Here is a 15,455-nt window from a genome sequence, read left to right as displayed (position 1 = left end):
ACTAGGCTTACCGGCATGTCCGAACCGACCGGTGCCGCCCGCCGTCGCGGGCCCTTCCAGGTCGGGGACCAGGTCCAGCTCACCGACCCCAAGGGCCGCCACTACACGTTCACGCTCGAAGCGGGCAAGAGCTTCCACACCCACAAGGGAGCCTTCCCCCACGACGAGCTGATCGGCGCGCCCGAGGGCACGGTCGTCCGCACCACGGGGAACGTCGAGTACCTCGCCCTGCGCCCCCTGCTCCCCGACTACGTCCTGTCCATGCCGCGCGGCGCGGCCGTCGTCTACCCCAAGGACGCGGGGCAGATCCTGGCCATGGCCGACATCTTCCCCGGCGCGCGCGTCGTGGAGGCCGGCGTCGGCTCCGGTTCGCTGAGCACCTTCCTGCTCCGCGCCATCGGCGACCAGGGCATGCTCCACTCCTACGAGCGGCGCGCCGACTTCGCCGCCATCGCCCAGGAGAACGTCACCCGCTACTTCGGCGGACCGCACCCGGCCTGGCAGGTCACGGTCGGCGACCTCCAGGACAACCTGACCGACACCGACGTCGACCGCGTCATCCTCGACATGCTCGCCCCCTGGGAGTGCCTCGACGCCGTCACGAAGGCGCTGGTGCCCGGCGGCATCCTGTGCGCCTACGTCGCCACCACGACGCAGCTCGCCCGCACCGTCGAGACGATCCGGGAGCACGGCACGTTCAACGAGCCCAGCGCCTGGGAGACGATGGTCCGCACCTGGCACGTCGAGGGGCTCGCCGTCCGCCCGGACCACCGGATGATCGGCCACACCGGCTTCCTGGTCACCGCGCGCCGGCTCGCCGACGGCGTGGAGCCGCCCCGCCGGCGCCGCCGTCCCGCGCCGGGCGCGTACGGGTCGGACTACACCGGCCCCGGCTCCGCGTCGGCCTGACGGACCGTCCGGCGGGGGACCCGGCGTTCCCCGGCGATGTGAGATATGGCACGATGCCGGTCACCTGCGCGGGCCACCCGCCGCGGCGCAGGACCGGCATGGTGTCATCCGATCCCGCGTCCCAGGAGTCCCCCGCGTGCAGCTCCCGGCAAGCCCGGCCGACCCGACGTCCCCCCGCACCCGCCCCTTCCACTGGGTCACCACCGCCATCGCGCTGGCCGCCGTGGTCTGCGCCGCGGCCCTGATCGAACCGTCCGGCGCCACCGCCCGTCCGGGCACCGGCGAGGACGGCGCCGGGCGCCCCGCGGCCGGGCCGGCCGCCGATCCCCTCCCGGGCCCCGAGGCGGACGGCGCCCCGTACCCGCTGGACTGCGGGCCGCTGGCCGTGGTCGTCACGGACCGGGCGGCCGTCGACCTCGACGCGGACGGTGTCGGCGAGACGGTCGCCGTCGTCCGCTGCGACGCGGGGTCCGGCACCCCGCCGAACGGCGTGTACCTCCTGACGGCGCCGGCGGCGGACGGCGCCCCCGCCGACGTCGCGACCCTGGTCGACCCGGCGGAGGGCATGACCGTCCAGCGCCTCGAAGCCGAGGACGGGGGCGTCTCGGCCCGCCTCCTCGGCTACTCGACGCGGGACGTCCCCCGCTGCTGCCCGGACCTGGTCCGCGACGTGACGTGGCTGTGGCGCGACGGCCGCCTCGAACTGATCCCCGACCCGGCGCCGAACAGCGTCTGACGCCCGGCCCGGTCAGGCGTCGGCGTCGGGCCCGTACACCTCGGTGCGGTCGGCCACCCGCCGGACGTGGATGCACTGGCCCGGGCAGTCCTTCACGGACTCCGTCACGTCCCGCAGCAGCGGCAGCGGCACCCGGGCGGCCGCGCCCGGGGTGGTGAGCAGCTCCGCCTCCTCACCGGTTGGCACGGGCGGCTTCACGTAGGCGAGGCCGTCGATGTCCAGCTCGAAGACCTCGGGGGCGTACTGCGCGCAGATGCCGTCCCCGGTGCACAGGTCCTGGTCGATCCAGACCTCGAGCTCTTCGGTCCCCTCGCGCGTGGTCATACGCCCTGCCGTTCCTGATCGGTCCGCATCAAAAGGAGCCATCCCCGCCGGGATTGACCTTCTTCGACGATACAGCGGGCCGCTTTCCCCAGGTGTGGGGTGGGTATTCCCTGGCAAGAGGGAGTGCGCAAGGGTGAAGATCGGACACACCCCGACCGTCTTTGTGATCTAGGGGTTTCGAACTGCACCGGTCCAGGTAGGGTCTGGAAGCGTCCAGCTCCCTCTGGAGGAGGTGAGGACCGTGGTATCCCAGAACGACGACAGCAACCGCGGCGTCCGGCCCGGCAGGGGTCCCGACGACCCGGCCCGGCAGGTGGCCGATCTTGAGCAGGAGATCACCGTCCTGCGCCGAAAGCTGGCCGACTCCCCGCGCCACACGCGCATCCTGGAGGAGCGGGTCGTCGAGCTGCAGACGAATCTGGCGGGTGTCTCCGCACAGAACGAGCGGCTCGCGTCCACACTCCGCGAGGCGCGTGACCAGATCGTGGCGCTCAAGGAGGAGGTCGACCGGCTCGCCCAGCCGCCGTCCGGCTTCGGCGTCTTCCTGTCCGCCGGCGACGACGGCACCGCCGACATCTTCACCGGCGGCCGCAAGCTCCGGGTGAACGTCAGCCCCGGCATCGACCTCGACGACCTCCGGCGCGGCCAGGAGGTCATGCTCAACGAGGCGCTCAACGTGGTGGCCGCCATGGAGTACGAGCGCGCCGGCGAGATCGTCACCCTCAAGGAGATCCTGGAGGACGGCGAGCGCGCCCTCGTGGTCGGCCACACCGACGAGGAACGTGTCGTCAGGCTCGCGCAGCCCCTGCTGGACGCCACCCTGCGCGCCGGCGACGCCCTCCTCCTGGAACCGCGCTCCGGCTACGTCTTCGAGGTGGTGCCGAAGAGCGAGGTCGAGGAGCTGGTCCTCGAAGAGGTCCCCGACATCGACTACACGCAGATCGGCGGGCTCGGCGGCCAGATCGAGCTCATCCGGGACGCGGTGGAGCTGCCCTACCTCCACCCCGACCTCTTCAGGGAGCACGAGCTGCGCCCGCCCAAGGGCGTCCTGCTCTACGGCCCGCCCGGCTGCGGCAAGACGCTCATCGCCAAGGCCGTCGCCAACTCGCTGGCCAAGAAGGTCGCCGAGGTCACCGGCAAGCCAGCGGGCAAGAGCTTCTTCCTCAACATCAAGGGTCCCGAGCTGCTCAACAAGTACGTCGGCGAGACCGAGCGGCACATCCGCCTGGTCTTCCAGCGGGCCAGGGAGAAGGCCGGCGAGGGCACGCCCGTCATCGTGTTCTTCGACGAGATGGACTCCCTCTTCCGCACCCGCGGCTCCGGCGTCAGCTCCGATGTGGAGAACACCATCGTTCCCCAGCTCCTGTCGGAGATCGACGGTGTCGAGGGCCTGGAGAACGTCATCGTCATCGGCGCCTCGAACCGCGAGGACATGATCGACCCGGCGATCCTGCGCCCCGGCCGCCTCGATGTGAAGATCAAGATCGAGCGTCCGGACGCCGAGGCCGCCAAGGACATCTTCTCCAAGTACCTGACGCCCCGCCTGCCGCTGCACGCGGACGACCTCGCCGAGCACCGCGGCAGCGCGGACGCCGCGATCGACGGCATGATCCAGACGGTCGTGGAGCAGATGTACGCCGAGAGCGAGGAGAACCGCTTCCTGGAGGTCACCTACGCCAATGGTGACAAGGAAGTCCTCTACTTCAAGGACTTCAACTCCGGCGCCATGATCCAGAACATCGTGGACCGCGCCAAGAAAATGGCGATCAAGGATTTCCTCGACCACGGCCAGAAGGGCCTGCGCGTCTCCCACCTGCTCTCCGCCTGCGTGGACGAGTTCAAGGAGAACGAGGACCTTCCCAACACCACCAATCCCGACGACTGGGCCCGCATCTCCGGGAAGAAGGGCGAGCGGATCGTCTTCATCCGTACTCTCGTCACCGGAAAGCAGGGCGGCGACACCGGCCGTTCCATCGACACGGTCGCCAACACCGGTCAGTACCTGTAACAGCCGAGCCACCGGTACGGGCTTTCGGCGACGGCTGCGGGGCACGCGAGCGCGCGCCCCGCAGCCGTCGCTTTCCCGGCCGCATTCCGAGAAGGAAAACCGCCGGCGGCGGTCTCCGTATCCGCCCGCCCTCGCCTACGCTTCGACACAGCGGCGGCGGCGACGGGCCGGTGCCGGGGCTCCGCCGGGCAAGGAGGGCCGCATGACTGTACGGCGCGTGATGGGCATCGAGACCGAGTACGGCGTCTCCGTCCCCGGCCACCCGAACGCCAACGCCATGCTCACCTCGTCCCAGGTGGTCAACGCGTACGCGGCCGCCGTGCACCGGGCACGCCGCGCCCGGTGGGACTTCGAGGAGGAGAACCCGCTGCGCGACGCCCGGGGCTTCGACCTCGCTCGGGACAACGCGGACGCAAGCCAGCTCACCGACGAGGACATCGGCCTGGCCAACGTCATCCTCACCAACGGGGCCCGCCTGTACGTGGACCACGCCCATCCCGAGTACAGCGCCCCCGAGACCACGGGGCCGCGCGCCGCCCTCCTGTGGGACAAGGCCGGCGAGCGCATCATGGCGGAGGCGGCCCGCCGCGCCGCCGAGGTGCCCGGCGCCCAGCCGATCCACCTGTACAAGAACAACACCGACAACAAGGGCGCTTCCTACGGCACCCACGAGAACTACCTCATGAAGCGGGAGACGCCGTTCTCGGACATCGTGCGGCACCTGACCCCGTTCTTCGTCTCGCGGCAGGTGGTGTGCGGCGCCGGGCGGGTCGGCATCGGGCAGGACGGCGGCGAGCACGGGTTCCAGCTCAGCCAGCGGGCCGACTACTTCGAGGTCGAGGTCGGTCTCGAGACGACACTCAAGCGGCCCATCATCAACACCAGGGACGAGCCGCACGCCGACGCCGAGCGCTACCGCAGGCTGCATGTCATCATCGGCGACGCCAACCTCGCCGAGGTCTCCACCTACCTCAAGCTCGGGACGACCGCGCTCGTCCTGTCCATGATCGAGGACGGCTTCATCACGGTGGACCTCGCGGTGGACCAGCCCGTGCGCACGCTGCACCGCGTGAGCCACGACCCGTCCCTGAAGGAGCTGGTGACGCTCCGCAGCGGCCGCACGCTGACGGCCGTCCAGCTCCAGATGGAGTACTGCGAGCTGGCCCGCAAGTACGCCGACGAGCGCTGGGGCGCCGACCTCGACGAGGAGACCGCCGACGTCCTGACGCGCTGGGAGGACGTGCTCGGCCGTCTCGAGAGCGATCCGATGAGCCTTTCGGGTCAGCTCGACTGGGTCGCGAAGCGGGAGCTGATGGAGGGCTACCGCCGGCGCGACGGCCTCGGCTGGGACGCCGCCCGGCTCCAGCTCATCGACCTGCAGTACGCGGACGTGCGCCCCGACAAGGGCCTGTACAACCGTCTCGTCGACCGCGGCCGCATCACGCGGCTCCTGGACGAGCGGGACGTGGAGCGGGCCCGGGTCAGCCCGCCGGAGGACACCAGGGCCTACTTCCGGGGCCGCTGCCTGGAGCAGTACGCCGACGACGTCGCCGCGGCCTCGTGGGACTCGGTCATCTTCGACCTGCCCGGCCGCGACTCCCTCCAGCGGGTACCGACGATGGACCCGCTGCGGGGCACCCGCGAGCACGTGAAGGACCTGCTCGACCGCTGTCCGACGGCGAACGATCTGGTCCGTGCCCTGTCCGGCGGCTGATCCGGTCCCGATCCGGGAATCATGACAGTGGTCCCAGCGGTGGACGCGGAAAAAGTCGAGAAGCCGATGTCAGTCCCAGCCAGTAGGGTCTGACCTTGTCACGTCGAACCTGAACATGGGGTGAGGGAGATGGCGACCAAAGACACCGGCGGCGGCCAGCAGAGGGCGTCGCGCACCAACGAGGAAGCCGAGGAGCAGGCGCAGGACGCCGAGGTCTCCGAGGAGCTGAAGGAGCGGCAGGAGGCCCTGTCGGACGACGTCGACTCCGTCCTCGACGAGATCGACGAGGTCCTCGAGTCCAACGCCGAGGACTTCGTCCGCAGTTTCGTGCAGAAGGGCGGCCAGTAGGCGGCCCGCCCGCCGGCGCCGCGCGGTTTCCGCGGCCGATGTGGATCACCGCCGAGGGGCGGGTAGGGTCCGTGCCATAGCCTGCCGCTGCCCCGGCCGTACGCCGGCCGGGGCAGCGGACCGTCCACTCACTGGAAGGAACCCTGTGGCAGCCAACTCCCATGACCAGGGGCGACTCCCGGCGGCCTTCCTCCGGCCGGGCTCCTCCTCGTTCCTCGACTTCCTGACCGACCACGCCCCCGAGCGGCTGCCCGGCCACCGCGCGCTGCCGCCCGTGGAGGGAGTCGTGGAGACGGTGCACGGCACCACGATCGTGGCCGCCACCTTCGGCGAGGGAGTCGTGCTCGCCGGTGACCGCCGCGCCACCATGGGCAACATGATCGCCCAGCGCGACATCGAGAAGGTCTTCCCCGCCGACGAGTACTCGGCGGTCGGTATCGCCGGCACGGCGGGCCTCGCCGTCGAGCTGGTGAAGCTCTTCCAGCTCGAACTGGAGCACTTCGAGAAGGTCGAGGGGCACGTCCTGTCGCTGGAGGGCAAGGCCAACCGCCTGTCCACCATGATCCGCGGCAACCTCGGCATGGCCATGCAGGGCCTGGCGGTCATCCCGCTGTTCGCCGGGTACGACCTGGAGCGCGGCGGCGGCCGGATCTTCTCCTACGACGTCACCGGCGGCCGGTCCGAGGAGCAGGGCTTCGCCGCCGTCGGCTCGGGCTCCATCTTCGCCCGGGGCGCGCTGAAGAAGCTGCACCGCCGCGACCTCGGCGAGCGGGACACGGTGACGGCCGTCGTGCAGGCGCTGTACGACGCCGCCGACGACGACTCGGCGACCGGCGGCCCCGACCTCGCCCGCCGCATCTACCCGATCGTCACGGTCATCACCGAGGATGGCTACCGCAGGCTCACCGAGGCGGAGGTCGCCGAGGTGGTCCGCGCGGTGCACGACGGCAGGCTCTCCCAGCCCGACGGGCCGCAGGCGCCCGTTCTGTAGTGTGCGGTGCCCGGCGGCCCGAGGGCACCGGGCCGAGCGCCGAGCCCCCTGTTTCTCCAGTGACGTCGAAGGGACGAGTAGCCGGTGTCCACACCGTTCTATGTCTCACCCCAGCAGGCCATGGCGGACCGCGCCGAGTACGCCCGCAAGGGCATCGCGCGCGGGCGCAGCCTGGTGGTCCTGCAGTACGCCGACGGCATCGTGTTCGTCGCCGAGAACCCGTCGCGCGCCCTGCACAAGGTGAGCGAGATCTACGACCGCATCGCCTTCGCGGCGACCGGCAAGTACAACGAGTACGAGAGTCTCCGCATCGGCGGCACGCGGTACGCCGACCTCCGCGGCTACACGTACGACCGCGCGGACGTCACCGCCCGTGGCCTGGCCAACCTCTACGCCCAGACCCTGGGCAACATCTTCTCCAGCGCGGCGGAGAAGCCCTACGAGGTGGAGCTGCTGGTCGCCGAGGTCGGTGAGCGGCCGGAGGACGACGAGATCTACCGGCTGCCGCACGACGGTTCGATCATCGACGAGCACGGTTCGGTCGCGGTCGGCGGCAACGCGGACCAGATCAGCAGCTACCTGGGCGAGCGGCACCGTGACGGGATGAGCCTGGGGGAGGCGCTGCGGCTCGCCGTCGACGCCCTCTCCCGCGAGGCCGGCGGCGGGGAGCGCGAGCTGACGGCGGACCAGCTCGAAGTGGCCGTCCTCGACCGGACCCGGCCGCAGACGCGCAAGTTCAAGCGTGTCCTGGGCAGTCGCCTGTCGTCCCTGCTGGCCGGTGACGGCGCGGCGGACGGGGCCGCCGCCGCTGAGGAGGCGGACGGCGAGGAGGCGTAGGCCCCGCCGGGCGCAATCCAGGGACAAGTGCCCCGGGGTTCCCGCCCCGGGGCACTCCCGTGTCCGGTTCCGTCCGACGGGACGCGGGCACCCCGTCAGGCCGTGGCGGGCGGCGGTGCCGTGGAGCCGCGCCGCACCAGGTCGACCGGCAGCACGGTGGTGCCGCCCGGCCGGCCGGCGAGGACGTCGAGCAGGGCGCGCAGACCCGCGGCGCCCAGCTCCTCGGCGGGCAGGCGCACCGTCGTCAGCTCCGGCTCCACGGCGGTCGCGAGCGCCAGGTCGTCGAAGCCGGTCACCGACACGTCCTCCGGGACGCGCAGTCCCATCCGCCGTACCGCCTTGCAGGCCCCGGCGGCCATGGTGTCGTCGTCGCAGACCAGGGCGGTGGGCCGTGGCGTCGCGGCCAGGGCGCGGCCCGCGGCGGCGAGTCCTCCCGCGACGGTGAGCGGCCCCCGTTCCCGGGCGAGCAGGCGTGCGCCGGGCGCGTCGGCGAGCCGGTCCCGCAGCACCCGCGCCCGGACACCGAAGGTCCATGAGGGGACGTCGGCCGCCACGTGGGCGAACCTGCGGTGGCCGAGAGCCAGCAGGTGGTCCACGACCAGGCCGGTGCCGGCCGCGATGTCGGGGTTGACCGTCGCCGCCGCCGGTCCGCTCAGCGGCTCGCTGTCCAGCATGACCAGCGGAAGTCCCCCTTCGCTCAGTTGTTCCAGGGTCTCCACCGCCATGGAGGACGCGAGGACCCCGTCGAGGGTCGCGCTCGCCGAGGCGAACGGGTCGGGAGCCCGGCCCAGGCCCCCGGGCGACGGGTAGAGCACCACGCCCACGTCCGCCGCCGCCGCGACCCCGGACGCGCCGGCGTGCACCCGCGCGAAGAACTCGTTGGGTGCCGCCGGCACCACCACGAGGACCGTCCGGCTCCGGCCGAGCCGCAGGGAGCGCGCGGCCTGGTTCGGCCGGTAGCCCAGCTCACGCGCGGCGGCGCGCACGGCGTCCGCGCGGGCGGGCGAGACGCGGCCGTGCCACCGCTCCCGCAGCACCAGGGAGACCGCCGCCTGCGAGACCCCCGCGCGCCGGGCGACGTCCCGGCTCGTCGGCCGTCCCCCGCCGGCGCGCTGCCCGCCGGTCCCGGAGCGGTCGTCCCCGCCCGTCCCCGTGTCGCCCACGGTGCCCGCGCCTCCCTGTGCCGGTGTCCGTCCCCCGCCGTCCGCCTGTCCCGGAATGAGCGGTCCAGCAGGACGACCATCGTACGTAGAATCATGCGACGTTATACGTAACACTCGCACGCCCCGGCCCGCCGCCGCCGGGGCCTCACCAGGGACTGATGCCATGGCCACGGGCTACCGGGAACTGCTGCGCACACGCCACGCCGTGCGCCTCCTCGCGGGCACTCTCGTCGGACGCCTGCCCAACGGCACGTCCGCCCTCGCCATCGTGCTGTTCGTCCGCGCAGAGGGCGGCGACTACACGTTCGCCGGACTGCTCTCGGCCGCCTACGGGGTGGCCAACGCCGTCGGCCAGCCCGTCCTCGGCCGCCTCGCCGACCTGCACGGGCAGCCCCGCGTCATGCTGCCCGCCGCCCTCGTCTCCGGCCTCGCCATGGTGTCCCTCGCCATCGCGGGCACCGACCCGCCCGCCGTCGCCTGGGCCGCCTGCCTGATCGCCGGCCTCGCCACCCCGCCCCTGGAGGGCGGCCTGCGCGCCCTGTGGCCGTCCGTCCTCGGCAAGGGCGACATCGTCCACCGCGCCTACGCCCTCGACGCCGTGGCGCAGGAGGTCATGTTCGCGACCGGACCGCTGATCGTCATGCTCCTGGTCGCCACCTGGTCCGAGGCGGCGGCCCTCCTCGTGATCAACGTGCTCGGCGTCATCGGCGCGCTCTCCGTCGTCCTGTCGGGACCCTCCCGCCGGTGGCGCGCCGCCCCGCGCGAGGCGCACTGGCTCGGCGCGCTGCGGTCGTCCGGGCTGCTCGCCCTCCTCGCCTGCTTCTTCTTCGTCGGCGGCGCCCTCGGCTCCATCGCCGTCGCGGACGTCGCCTACGCCGAGGACCACGGCGACCAGCTCATCGCGACCTGGCTCAACTCGGGGCTCGCCGTGGGCGCCCTGGCCGGCGGCCTCCTCTACGGCGCGCGGCGCTGGGCGGGCGCGCCCGAGCCACGGCTCCGCCGCCTCACCGCCGCGCTCGCCGCCGGCTACCTCCCCTCGTGCTGGTGCCCGACAGCATCCTCCTGATGACGCTGCTGTCCGTCCTCGCGGGCGTCTTCCTCGCCCCGGCGCTGGCCTGCGCGTTCGTCGTCATAGACCGCCAGGCGCCCTCCGGCACGGTCACCGAGGCGTTCTCCTGGCTCGTGACCGCGTTCGGCGTCGGCTCGGCCGCCGGCACGGCCGTCGTCGGCCCCGTCATCGAACGCTCCTCCGTCGCCGCAGGGTTCTCCGTGACCGGCGCCTGCGGCTGCCTGGCCCTGCTCACGCTGCTCGCGACCGTCCGCGTCCTCACCGGTCGCGACCGCGCCGCCGCCCCCGTCGCGGAATCGCGAAATGATCGAAACGCCGCGCTCGAACCCGGTTTCAGAACAGGGCATCAGGCGTAATGTTCACTCATGGATCGCCGAATCTTCGGGTTGGAGAACGAGTACGGGGTCACCTGTACGTTCCGCGGTCAGCGCCGGCTGTCCCCGGACGAGGTGGCGAGGTACCTCTTCCGCCGCGTCGTGTCATGGGGCCGCAGCAGCAACGTGTTCCTGCGCAACGGTGCCCGGCTGTACCTGGACGTCGGCTCGCACCCCGAGTACGCGACACCCGAGTGCGACAACGTCGTGGAGCTCATCACGCACGACAAGGCGGGTGAGCGCATTCTGGAGGGCCTCCTCGTGGACGCCGAACGGCGCCTGCACGAGGAGGGCATCGCCGGTGACGTCTACCTCTTCAAGAACAACACCGACTCCGCGGGGAACTCCTACGGCTGCCACGAGAACTACCTCGTCGCGCGGCACGGCGAGTTCTCCCGCCTGGCGGACGTGCTGATCCCCTTCCTCGTCACCCGCCAGCTCATCTGCGGCGCGGGCAAGGTGCTCCAGACGCCGCGCGGCGCCGTCTTCTGCGTGAGCCAGCGCGCCGAGCACATCTGGGAGGGTGTCAGCTCGGCGACGACGCGCTCCCGGCCCATCATCAACACCAGGGACGAGCCGCACGCGGACGCCGAGCGCTACCGCAGGCTGCACGTCATCGTCGGCGACTCCAACATGTCCGAGACGACCATGCTGCTCAAGGTCGGCGCCACCGACCTGGTGCTCCGCATGATCGAGGCCGGCACCGTGATGCGCGACCTCACCCTGGAGAACCCGATCCGGGCCATCCGCGAGGTCAGCCACGACATCACCGGCCAGCGCAAGGTCCGCCTCGCGACCGGCCGGGAGGCGTCCGCGCTGGAGATCCAGCAGGAGTACTACGAGAAGGCCCTCGACTTCTGCGAGCGCCGCGGGATGCGCACCGGCCTGACCGAGCGCGTCCTCGAACTGTGGGGCAGGTCGCTGGAGGCGATCCGCGCCCAGGAGCTCGACAAGATCAACACCGAGATCGACTGGGTCATGAAGTACCAGCTCATCGAGCGGTACCGGGCCAAGCACAACCTGACCATGTCCCACCCCCGCGTGGCGCAGATAGACCTCGCCTACCACGACATCCACCGCCGCCGCGGCCTGTACTACCTGCTGGAGCGCAAGGGGCAGGCCGAGCGCGTGTGCAACGACCTCAAGATCTTCCAGGGCAAGTCCGTGCCGCCCCAGACCACCCGCGCGCGGCTGCGGGGCGACTTCATCCGCCGCGCCCAGGAACAGCGCCGCGACTTCACCGTGGACTGGGTGCACCTGAAGCTCAACGACCAGGCCCAGCGGACGGTTCTGTGCAAGGACCCGTTCCGTTCCGTGGACGAACGCGTGGAGAAACTGATCGCCGGGATGTGATCATCGGGCCGTCCGAGGCCGTGCCCGGGAGGTCGTAGGGTGGGGCGGGACCAGCGGGTTCCGCCCCGAACGCCCCCTATGCCGAGTTGGAAACATGACCCCCACCAAACGCGTGGGCCGCATCGCCGCGGCTCTCACCGTCCCCGCGCTCCTGCTCCCGCTGGCGGCCTGCGGCGATTCGGAGCCCAGCGGCCCGGTCGCCACCGTGTCGGGCGACGCGGGTGAACAGCCCGAGATCGACATCGACAGCAAGCAGGTCGGCAGCGACGTCGTGAGCGAGGTGCTCTCCGAGGGCGACGGCGCGGAGGTCGGCAAGGGGGACTACCTCCGGCTCGACGTCCTCGCCCGCACCACCTCCGACAACGAGGACCTCGTCAACACCTGGAGCGCCGGCACGGGTGAGGAGAGCACCGGCGGCGACAACGCCGAGGGGGACGACGAGGAGAGCGCGGACACCCCCCGGCAGCAGGTGACCGCCCAGGCCGGTGAGGACTCGCTGCTCCTCGCCACCGTCACCGAGCCGCTCGTCGGCACCCACGTCGGCAGCCGCGTCATGGTCCAGGGCCGGGCGACCGACATGATCGGGCAGGCCGCCCAGCAGATGGGCCTCGACGAGGACGAGGGCGTCGTGTGGGTCATCGACGTCGTCGCCGCCAGCTCCGTCGACCCGACCTCGCGGGTCGAGGGCGAACAGGCGCCGCCCGACGAGGGCATGCCCACGGTCGAGGCGGACGCCGCCGAGGCGGCCACCATCACGATCCCCGAGGGCGAGGACCCCCCGGAGGAGCTGCGCGACCAGGTCCTCATCCAGGGCGAAGGACCCGAGGTCGAGTCCGGCCAGGCCCTCGTCATCCAGTACACGGGTGTGACCTGGGCGGACGGCGAGATGTTCGACTCCTCCTGGGAGCGGGACGCGGCCTCCGCGTTCCAGATCGGCACGGGCCAGGTCGTCCAGGGCTGGGACCAGGGGCTCGTCGGCAAGCACGTCGGCGATCGGGTGCTCCTGGTGATCCCCCGGACCTCGGGTACGGGGACCAGGACACCAGCACGATCCCCGCAGGCTCCACACTGGTGTTCGTCGTCGACATCATCGGCGTCGCATGACGGGACGCCCCCGGGCGTTCCGCGTCATCTTCGAGCAAGCGCACAGGAGTGATTCGCACGTGAACATCGACAAGCCCGAGGTGGACTTCCCCGGCGGCGAGCCCCCGGCCGACCTGGAGATCAAGGACATCTGGGAGGGTGACGGCCCCGTCGCCGAGGCCGGTGCCCAGGTCTCCGTTCACTACGTCGGGGTCTCGTTCAGCAGCGGCGAGGAGTTCGACGCGAGCTGGAACCGGGGCGCCCCGCTGCGCTTCCAGCTCGGCGGCGGGCAGGTCATCCCGGGCTGGGACCGGGGTGTGCAGGGCATGCGGGTCGGCGGCCGCCGGCAGCTCATCATTCCCCCGCACCTCGCGTACGGGGACCGGGGTGCCGGCAGCGCGATCGGGCCGGGCGAGACGCTGATCTTCGTCTGCGATCTGGTCTCGGCCTGATCCCCGCACGGGGTACGGTGGGGCCCATCCCCTCGGGGGATGGGCCCCGCGGCGTGTCCGGCGCCGCCGCACCGGGTCCCGGGCGGAGAGGGGCGGCACACCGATGGCGATCGCCAAGGCCGAGCGGCTGATGAACCTTGCGCTGTGCCTGCTCGGCACCGGCCGTCCGCTGAACAAGCGGGAACTGCGCTCCTCCATCGAGGCGTACATGGAGATCGACTCCGAGGACGCCTTCAACCGCATGTTCGAGCGGGACAAGGAGGACCTGCGGGAACTCGGCCTCGTCATCGAGACGGTCGAGAGCGTCGACGGCGACACGGGCTACGTCGCCCGCCGCGACCGCAACCAGCTCCCGCCCATCACCCTGGACGCCGAGGAGGCCGCCGCCCTGACGCTGGCCGCCCGCGTCTGGCAGCAGGCCAGGCTCGCCGGAGCGGCCAGCGGCGCCCTGCAGAAGCTGCGCGCCGCCGGCATGCCGCTGGCGCCGGACGAGGTCGGGTCCTACAGCGCGATCGAGCCGCGGGTGCCGGCCGGCGAGGCGGCGTTCGAACCCCTGATGGTCGCCTGCCGGGACCGCAGGCCCGTCACGTTCGACTACCGCAAGTCCAACGCGGCCCGCCCCTCGACGCGCCATGTGGAGCCGTGGGCGCTGGAGTGCTGGCGCGGTCACTGGTACCTGGCCGGCTTCGACCGCGACCGGCAGGCGCAGCGCGTGTTCCGCCTCTCGCGGATCACCGGGCGCGTCAAGTCGCGGCTCGGCTCGTTCACCGCCGACGTCCCCGGGCATGTGGCGCTGCGCGAGGTCGTGGCCCGCTGGGCGGGGGAGGAGCCCACCGGCCAGGCGCGCATCCGGCTGCGCGCCGGCGCGGGCTACCCGCTGCGCGCCCGCGCGAGCGCCGTCACCGAGGCCCCGGGGCTCAGCGGGTGGGACGACCTGGAGATCCCGTACGGACACGGGCTCGACGCGTGGCTGGCCGAGTTCGGCCCCGATGTGATCGTTCTGGAGCCCGCCGAGCTGCGGGCCGACGTGGTGGAGCGGCTGCGCGCCGTCGCCAAGGGCTGACCGAGGGCCGAGAGGGAGACACGACGACCATGGCGACCAGCGCCATCGACAGGACACGGCGGATGCTGTCCCTCGTCACGTATCTGCGCGAGCGCCCCGGCGCACGCGTGGACGAGGTGGCGCGCGCGTTCGGCGTCACCGAGGACGAGCTGATCTCCGACCTGAGCGTCCTGCCCATGTGCGGCACCAGCTTCCGCGGCGGCGACCTGCTCGACATCGACACGGACGGCGAGCACATCTGGTGGCACAACGCGAACGCGGTCGGTGACGGCACCGGCCAGCCGCTGCGGCTCGCCGCCGACGAGGCCACCGCGCTCCTCGTCGCCGCCCGCGCCGTCGCGACCCTGCCGGGGCTGCGCGAGGGGGACCGCAACGCGCTGCTGCGCGCCACCGCGAAGCTGGAGGCGGCGGCCGGCGAGGCGGCGGGCGCCAGTGCCCGGCTCGCCGTCACCTTCGAGTCGGAGGGCGGCGTCTTCGCCGACGTGGACCGCGCCATCACCGAGCGCAGGCGCCTGCGCATCCGCTACTACTCACCGGGCCGCGACGAGCTGACCGACCGCGAGATCGACCCGATCCGGCTGTTCGCGGTCGGCCACACCTATGTCGAGGCGTGGTGCCACCGCTCCGAGGCGCGGCGCACGTTCCGGCTCGACCGGGTGGCGCGCATCGAGCTGCTCGACACCCCGGCCGAGCCGCCGGCCGTCGAGCCGAGGGACCTGAGCGAGGGCCTGGTGCAGCCGTCGCCCGGCGACCCCGAGGCGGTGATCGAGGTCGGCCCCGGCGGGCGCTGGGTCGCCGAGTACTACCCGCACGACTCGGCCGAGGAACTGCCGGACGGCGGGTTGCGCGTCACGCTGCGCGCCTCCGACCCGGCCATCCTGCGCCGGCTCGCGCTCCGCCTCGGCGGCGACGGGCGCATCGTCGCGCCGCAGGAGCTGGCCGACAGCGCGCGGGACGCCGCACGCGCCGCGCTCGAACGGTACGAGACCCCGGACGCGCTGCCGGGCGCCGCCGGGGGAGAGGCGGACTGA

14 protein-coding genes and 1 pseudogene are annotated in these 15,455 nt (G+C 72.3%); 13 read left to right on the top strand and 2 right to left on the bottom strand.

Translation table 11 applies throughout. From position 1 onward, the window contains the following. The first annotated feature begins 15 nt into the window (after nucleotides 1-15). Both EMA09_RS02935 and EMA09_RS02930 read left to right on the top strand, forming a co-directional pair. Nucleotides 16-909, top strand: coding sequence for a tRNA (adenine-N1)-methyltransferase (locus tag EMA09_RS02935; protein ID WP_129838596.1), 894 nt, complete (start codon nucleotides 16-18; stop codon nucleotides 907-909). A gap of 136 nt (nucleotides 910-1,045) precedes the next feature. Beyond that, nucleotides 1,046-1,645 carry a hypothetical protein gene (locus tag EMA09_RS02930; RefSeq protein WP_129838594.1) on the top strand — a complete coding sequence of 200 codons (600 nt, stop codon included), beginning with the start codon at nucleotides 1,046-1,048 and terminating at the stop codon, nucleotides 1,643-1,645. 12 nt (nucleotides 1,646-1,657) lie between these two features. Here the strand turns inward: EMA09_RS02930 and EMA09_RS02925 are convergent, their stop codons facing one another. Next, entirely contained in the window at nucleotides 1,658-1,969 is a 312-nt protein-coding gene (locus tag EMA09_RS02925; protein WP_129838592.1) for a ferredoxin, read from the bottom strand. Between the two features lie 241 nt (nucleotides 1,970-2,210). Between EMA09_RS02925 and arc the strand changes: the two genes are divergently transcribed. The 5 genes from arc to prcA all read left to right on the top strand — a co-directional run bounded on the left by arc (nucleotide 2,211) and on the right by prcA (nucleotide 7,867). Further along, nucleotides 2,211-3,977: a proteasome ATPase gene (gene arc / locus EMA09_RS02920; protein WP_129838590.1), complete on the top strand. Its 1,767-nt coding sequence runs from the start codon at nucleotides 2,211-2,213 to the stop codon at nucleotides 3,975-3,977. A gap of 202 nt (nucleotides 3,978-4,179) precedes the next feature. Beyond that, nucleotides 4,180-5,691 carry a depupylase/deamidase Dop gene (gene dop / locus EMA09_RS02915; protein ID WP_129838588.1) on the top strand — a complete coding sequence of 504 codons (1,512 nt, stop codon included), beginning with the start codon at nucleotides 4,180-4,182 and terminating at the stop codon, nucleotides 5,689-5,691. A gap of 129 nt (nucleotides 5,692-5,820) precedes the next feature. Next, entirely contained in the window at nucleotides 5,821-6,039 is a 219-nt protein-coding gene (locus tag EMA09_RS02910) for a ubiquitin-like protein Pup (RefSeq protein ID WP_129838586.1), read from the top strand. A 145-nt stretch (nucleotides 6,040-6,184) separates the two neighbouring features. After that, complete coding sequence (gene prcB, locus EMA09_RS02905) at nucleotides 6,185-7,030, top strand: proteasome subunit beta (protein ID WP_129838584.1); 846 nt, start codon at nucleotides 6,185-6,187, stop codon at nucleotides 7,028-7,030. Between the two features lie 84 nt (nucleotides 7,031-7,114). Next, on the top strand, nucleotides 7,115-7,867 hold the full coding sequence (gene prcA / locus EMA09_RS02900) for a proteasome subunit alpha (RefSeq protein WP_129838582.1): 753 nt from the start codon (nucleotides 7,115-7,117) through the stop codon (nucleotides 7,865-7,867). A 95-nt stretch (nucleotides 7,868-7,962) separates the two neighbouring features. On the opposite strand, the gene EMA09_RS02895 is transcribed toward prcA, so the two are convergent. Then, nucleotides 7,963-9,030, bottom strand: a complete 1,068-nt coding sequence (locus tag EMA09_RS02895) for a LacI family DNA-binding transcriptional regulator (protein WP_240796205.1) — start codon at nucleotides 9,028-9,030, stop codon at nucleotides 7,963-7,965. A 163-nt stretch (nucleotides 9,031-9,193) separates the two neighbouring features. Here EMA09_RS02895 and EMA09_RS02890 point away from each other — a divergent pair. The 6 genes and pseudogenes from EMA09_RS02890 to EMA09_RS02865 all read left to right on the top strand — a co-directional run bounded on the left by EMA09_RS02890 (nucleotide 9,194) and on the right by EMA09_RS02865 (nucleotide 15,455). Next, nucleotides 9,194-10,455 (top strand): annotated as a pseudogene (locus EMA09_RS02890) (MFS transporter). 9 nt (nucleotides 10,456-10,464) lie between these two features. Then, a complete protein-coding gene (gene pafA, locus EMA09_RS02885; RefSeq protein ID WP_129838578.1) occupies nucleotides 10,465-11,826 on the top strand; it encodes a Pup--protein ligase in 1,362 nt (453 codons plus the stop codon). A gap of 94 nt (nucleotides 11,827-11,920) precedes the next feature. Continuing rightward, nucleotides 11,921-12,982 (top strand): FKBP-type peptidyl-prolyl cis-trans isomerase, encoded by a 1,062-nt coding sequence (locus tag EMA09_RS02880; RefSeq protein ID WP_240796204.1) that lies wholly within the window; start codon nucleotides 11,921-11,923, stop codon nucleotides 12,980-12,982. 7 nt (nucleotides 12,983-12,989) lie between these two features. Next, nucleotides 12,990-13,361, top strand: coding sequence for an FKBP-type peptidyl-prolyl cis-trans isomerase (locus EMA09_RS02875; RefSeq protein ID WP_129838576.1), 372 nt, complete (start codon nucleotides 12,990-12,992; stop codon nucleotides 13,359-13,361). 103 nt (nucleotides 13,362-13,464) lie between these two features. Then, nucleotides 13,465-14,424 carry a WYL domain-containing protein gene (locus EMA09_RS02870; protein WP_129838574.1) on the top strand — a complete coding sequence of 320 codons (960 nt, stop codon included), beginning with the start codon at nucleotides 13,465-13,467 and terminating at the stop codon, nucleotides 14,422-14,424. A gap of 29 nt (nucleotides 14,425-14,453) precedes the next feature. Next, nucleotides 14,454-15,455 carry a WYL domain-containing protein gene (locus EMA09_RS02865; RefSeq protein WP_129838572.1) on the top strand — a complete coding sequence of 334 codons (1,002 nt, stop codon included), beginning with the start codon at nucleotides 14,454-14,456 and terminating at the stop codon, nucleotides 15,453-15,455.

Source organism: Streptomyces sp. RFCAC02, assembly GCF_004193175.1.
Classification (GTDB): domain Bacteria; phylum Actinomycetota; class Actinomycetes; order Streptomycetales; family Streptomycetaceae; genus Streptomyces.
Note: the sequence above shows the minus strand (reverse complement) of the source record. Positions and strands in the feature narration are given on the sequence as shown.

Bases quoted from the DNA above. Each gene is read 5' to 3' on its own strand.
- EMA09_RS02880 (WP_240796204.1), top strand. From the start codon at position 11,921: ATGACCCCCACCAAACGCGTGGGCCGCATCGCCGCGGCTCTCACCGTC.
- EMA09_RS02925 (WP_129838592.1), bottom strand. From the start codon at position 1,969: ATGACCACGCGCGAGGGGACCGAAGAGCTCGAGGTCTGGATCGACCAG.
- pafA (WP_129838578.1), top strand. From the start codon at position 10,465: ATGGATCGCCGAATCTTCGGGTTGGAGAACGAGTACGGGGTCACCTGT.
- EMA09_RS02870 (WP_129838574.1), top strand. From the start codon at position 13,465: ATGGCGATCGCCAAGGCCGAGCGGCTGATGAACCTTGCGCTGTGCCTG.
- EMA09_RS02910 (WP_129838586.1), top strand. From the start codon at position 5,821: ATGGCGACCAAAGACACCGGCGGCGGCCAGCAGAGGGCGTCGCGCACC.
- EMA09_RS02865 (WP_129838572.1), top strand. From the start codon at position 14,454: ATGGCGACCAGCGCCATCGACAGGACACGGCGGATGCTGTCCCTCGTC.
- EMA09_RS02935 (WP_129838596.1), top strand. From the start codon at position 16: ATGTCCGAACCGACCGGTGCCGCCCGCCGTCGCGGGCCCTTCCAGGTC.
- dop (WP_129838588.1), top strand. From the start codon at position 4,180: ATGACTGTACGGCGCGTGATGGGCATCGAGACCGAGTACGGCGTCTCC.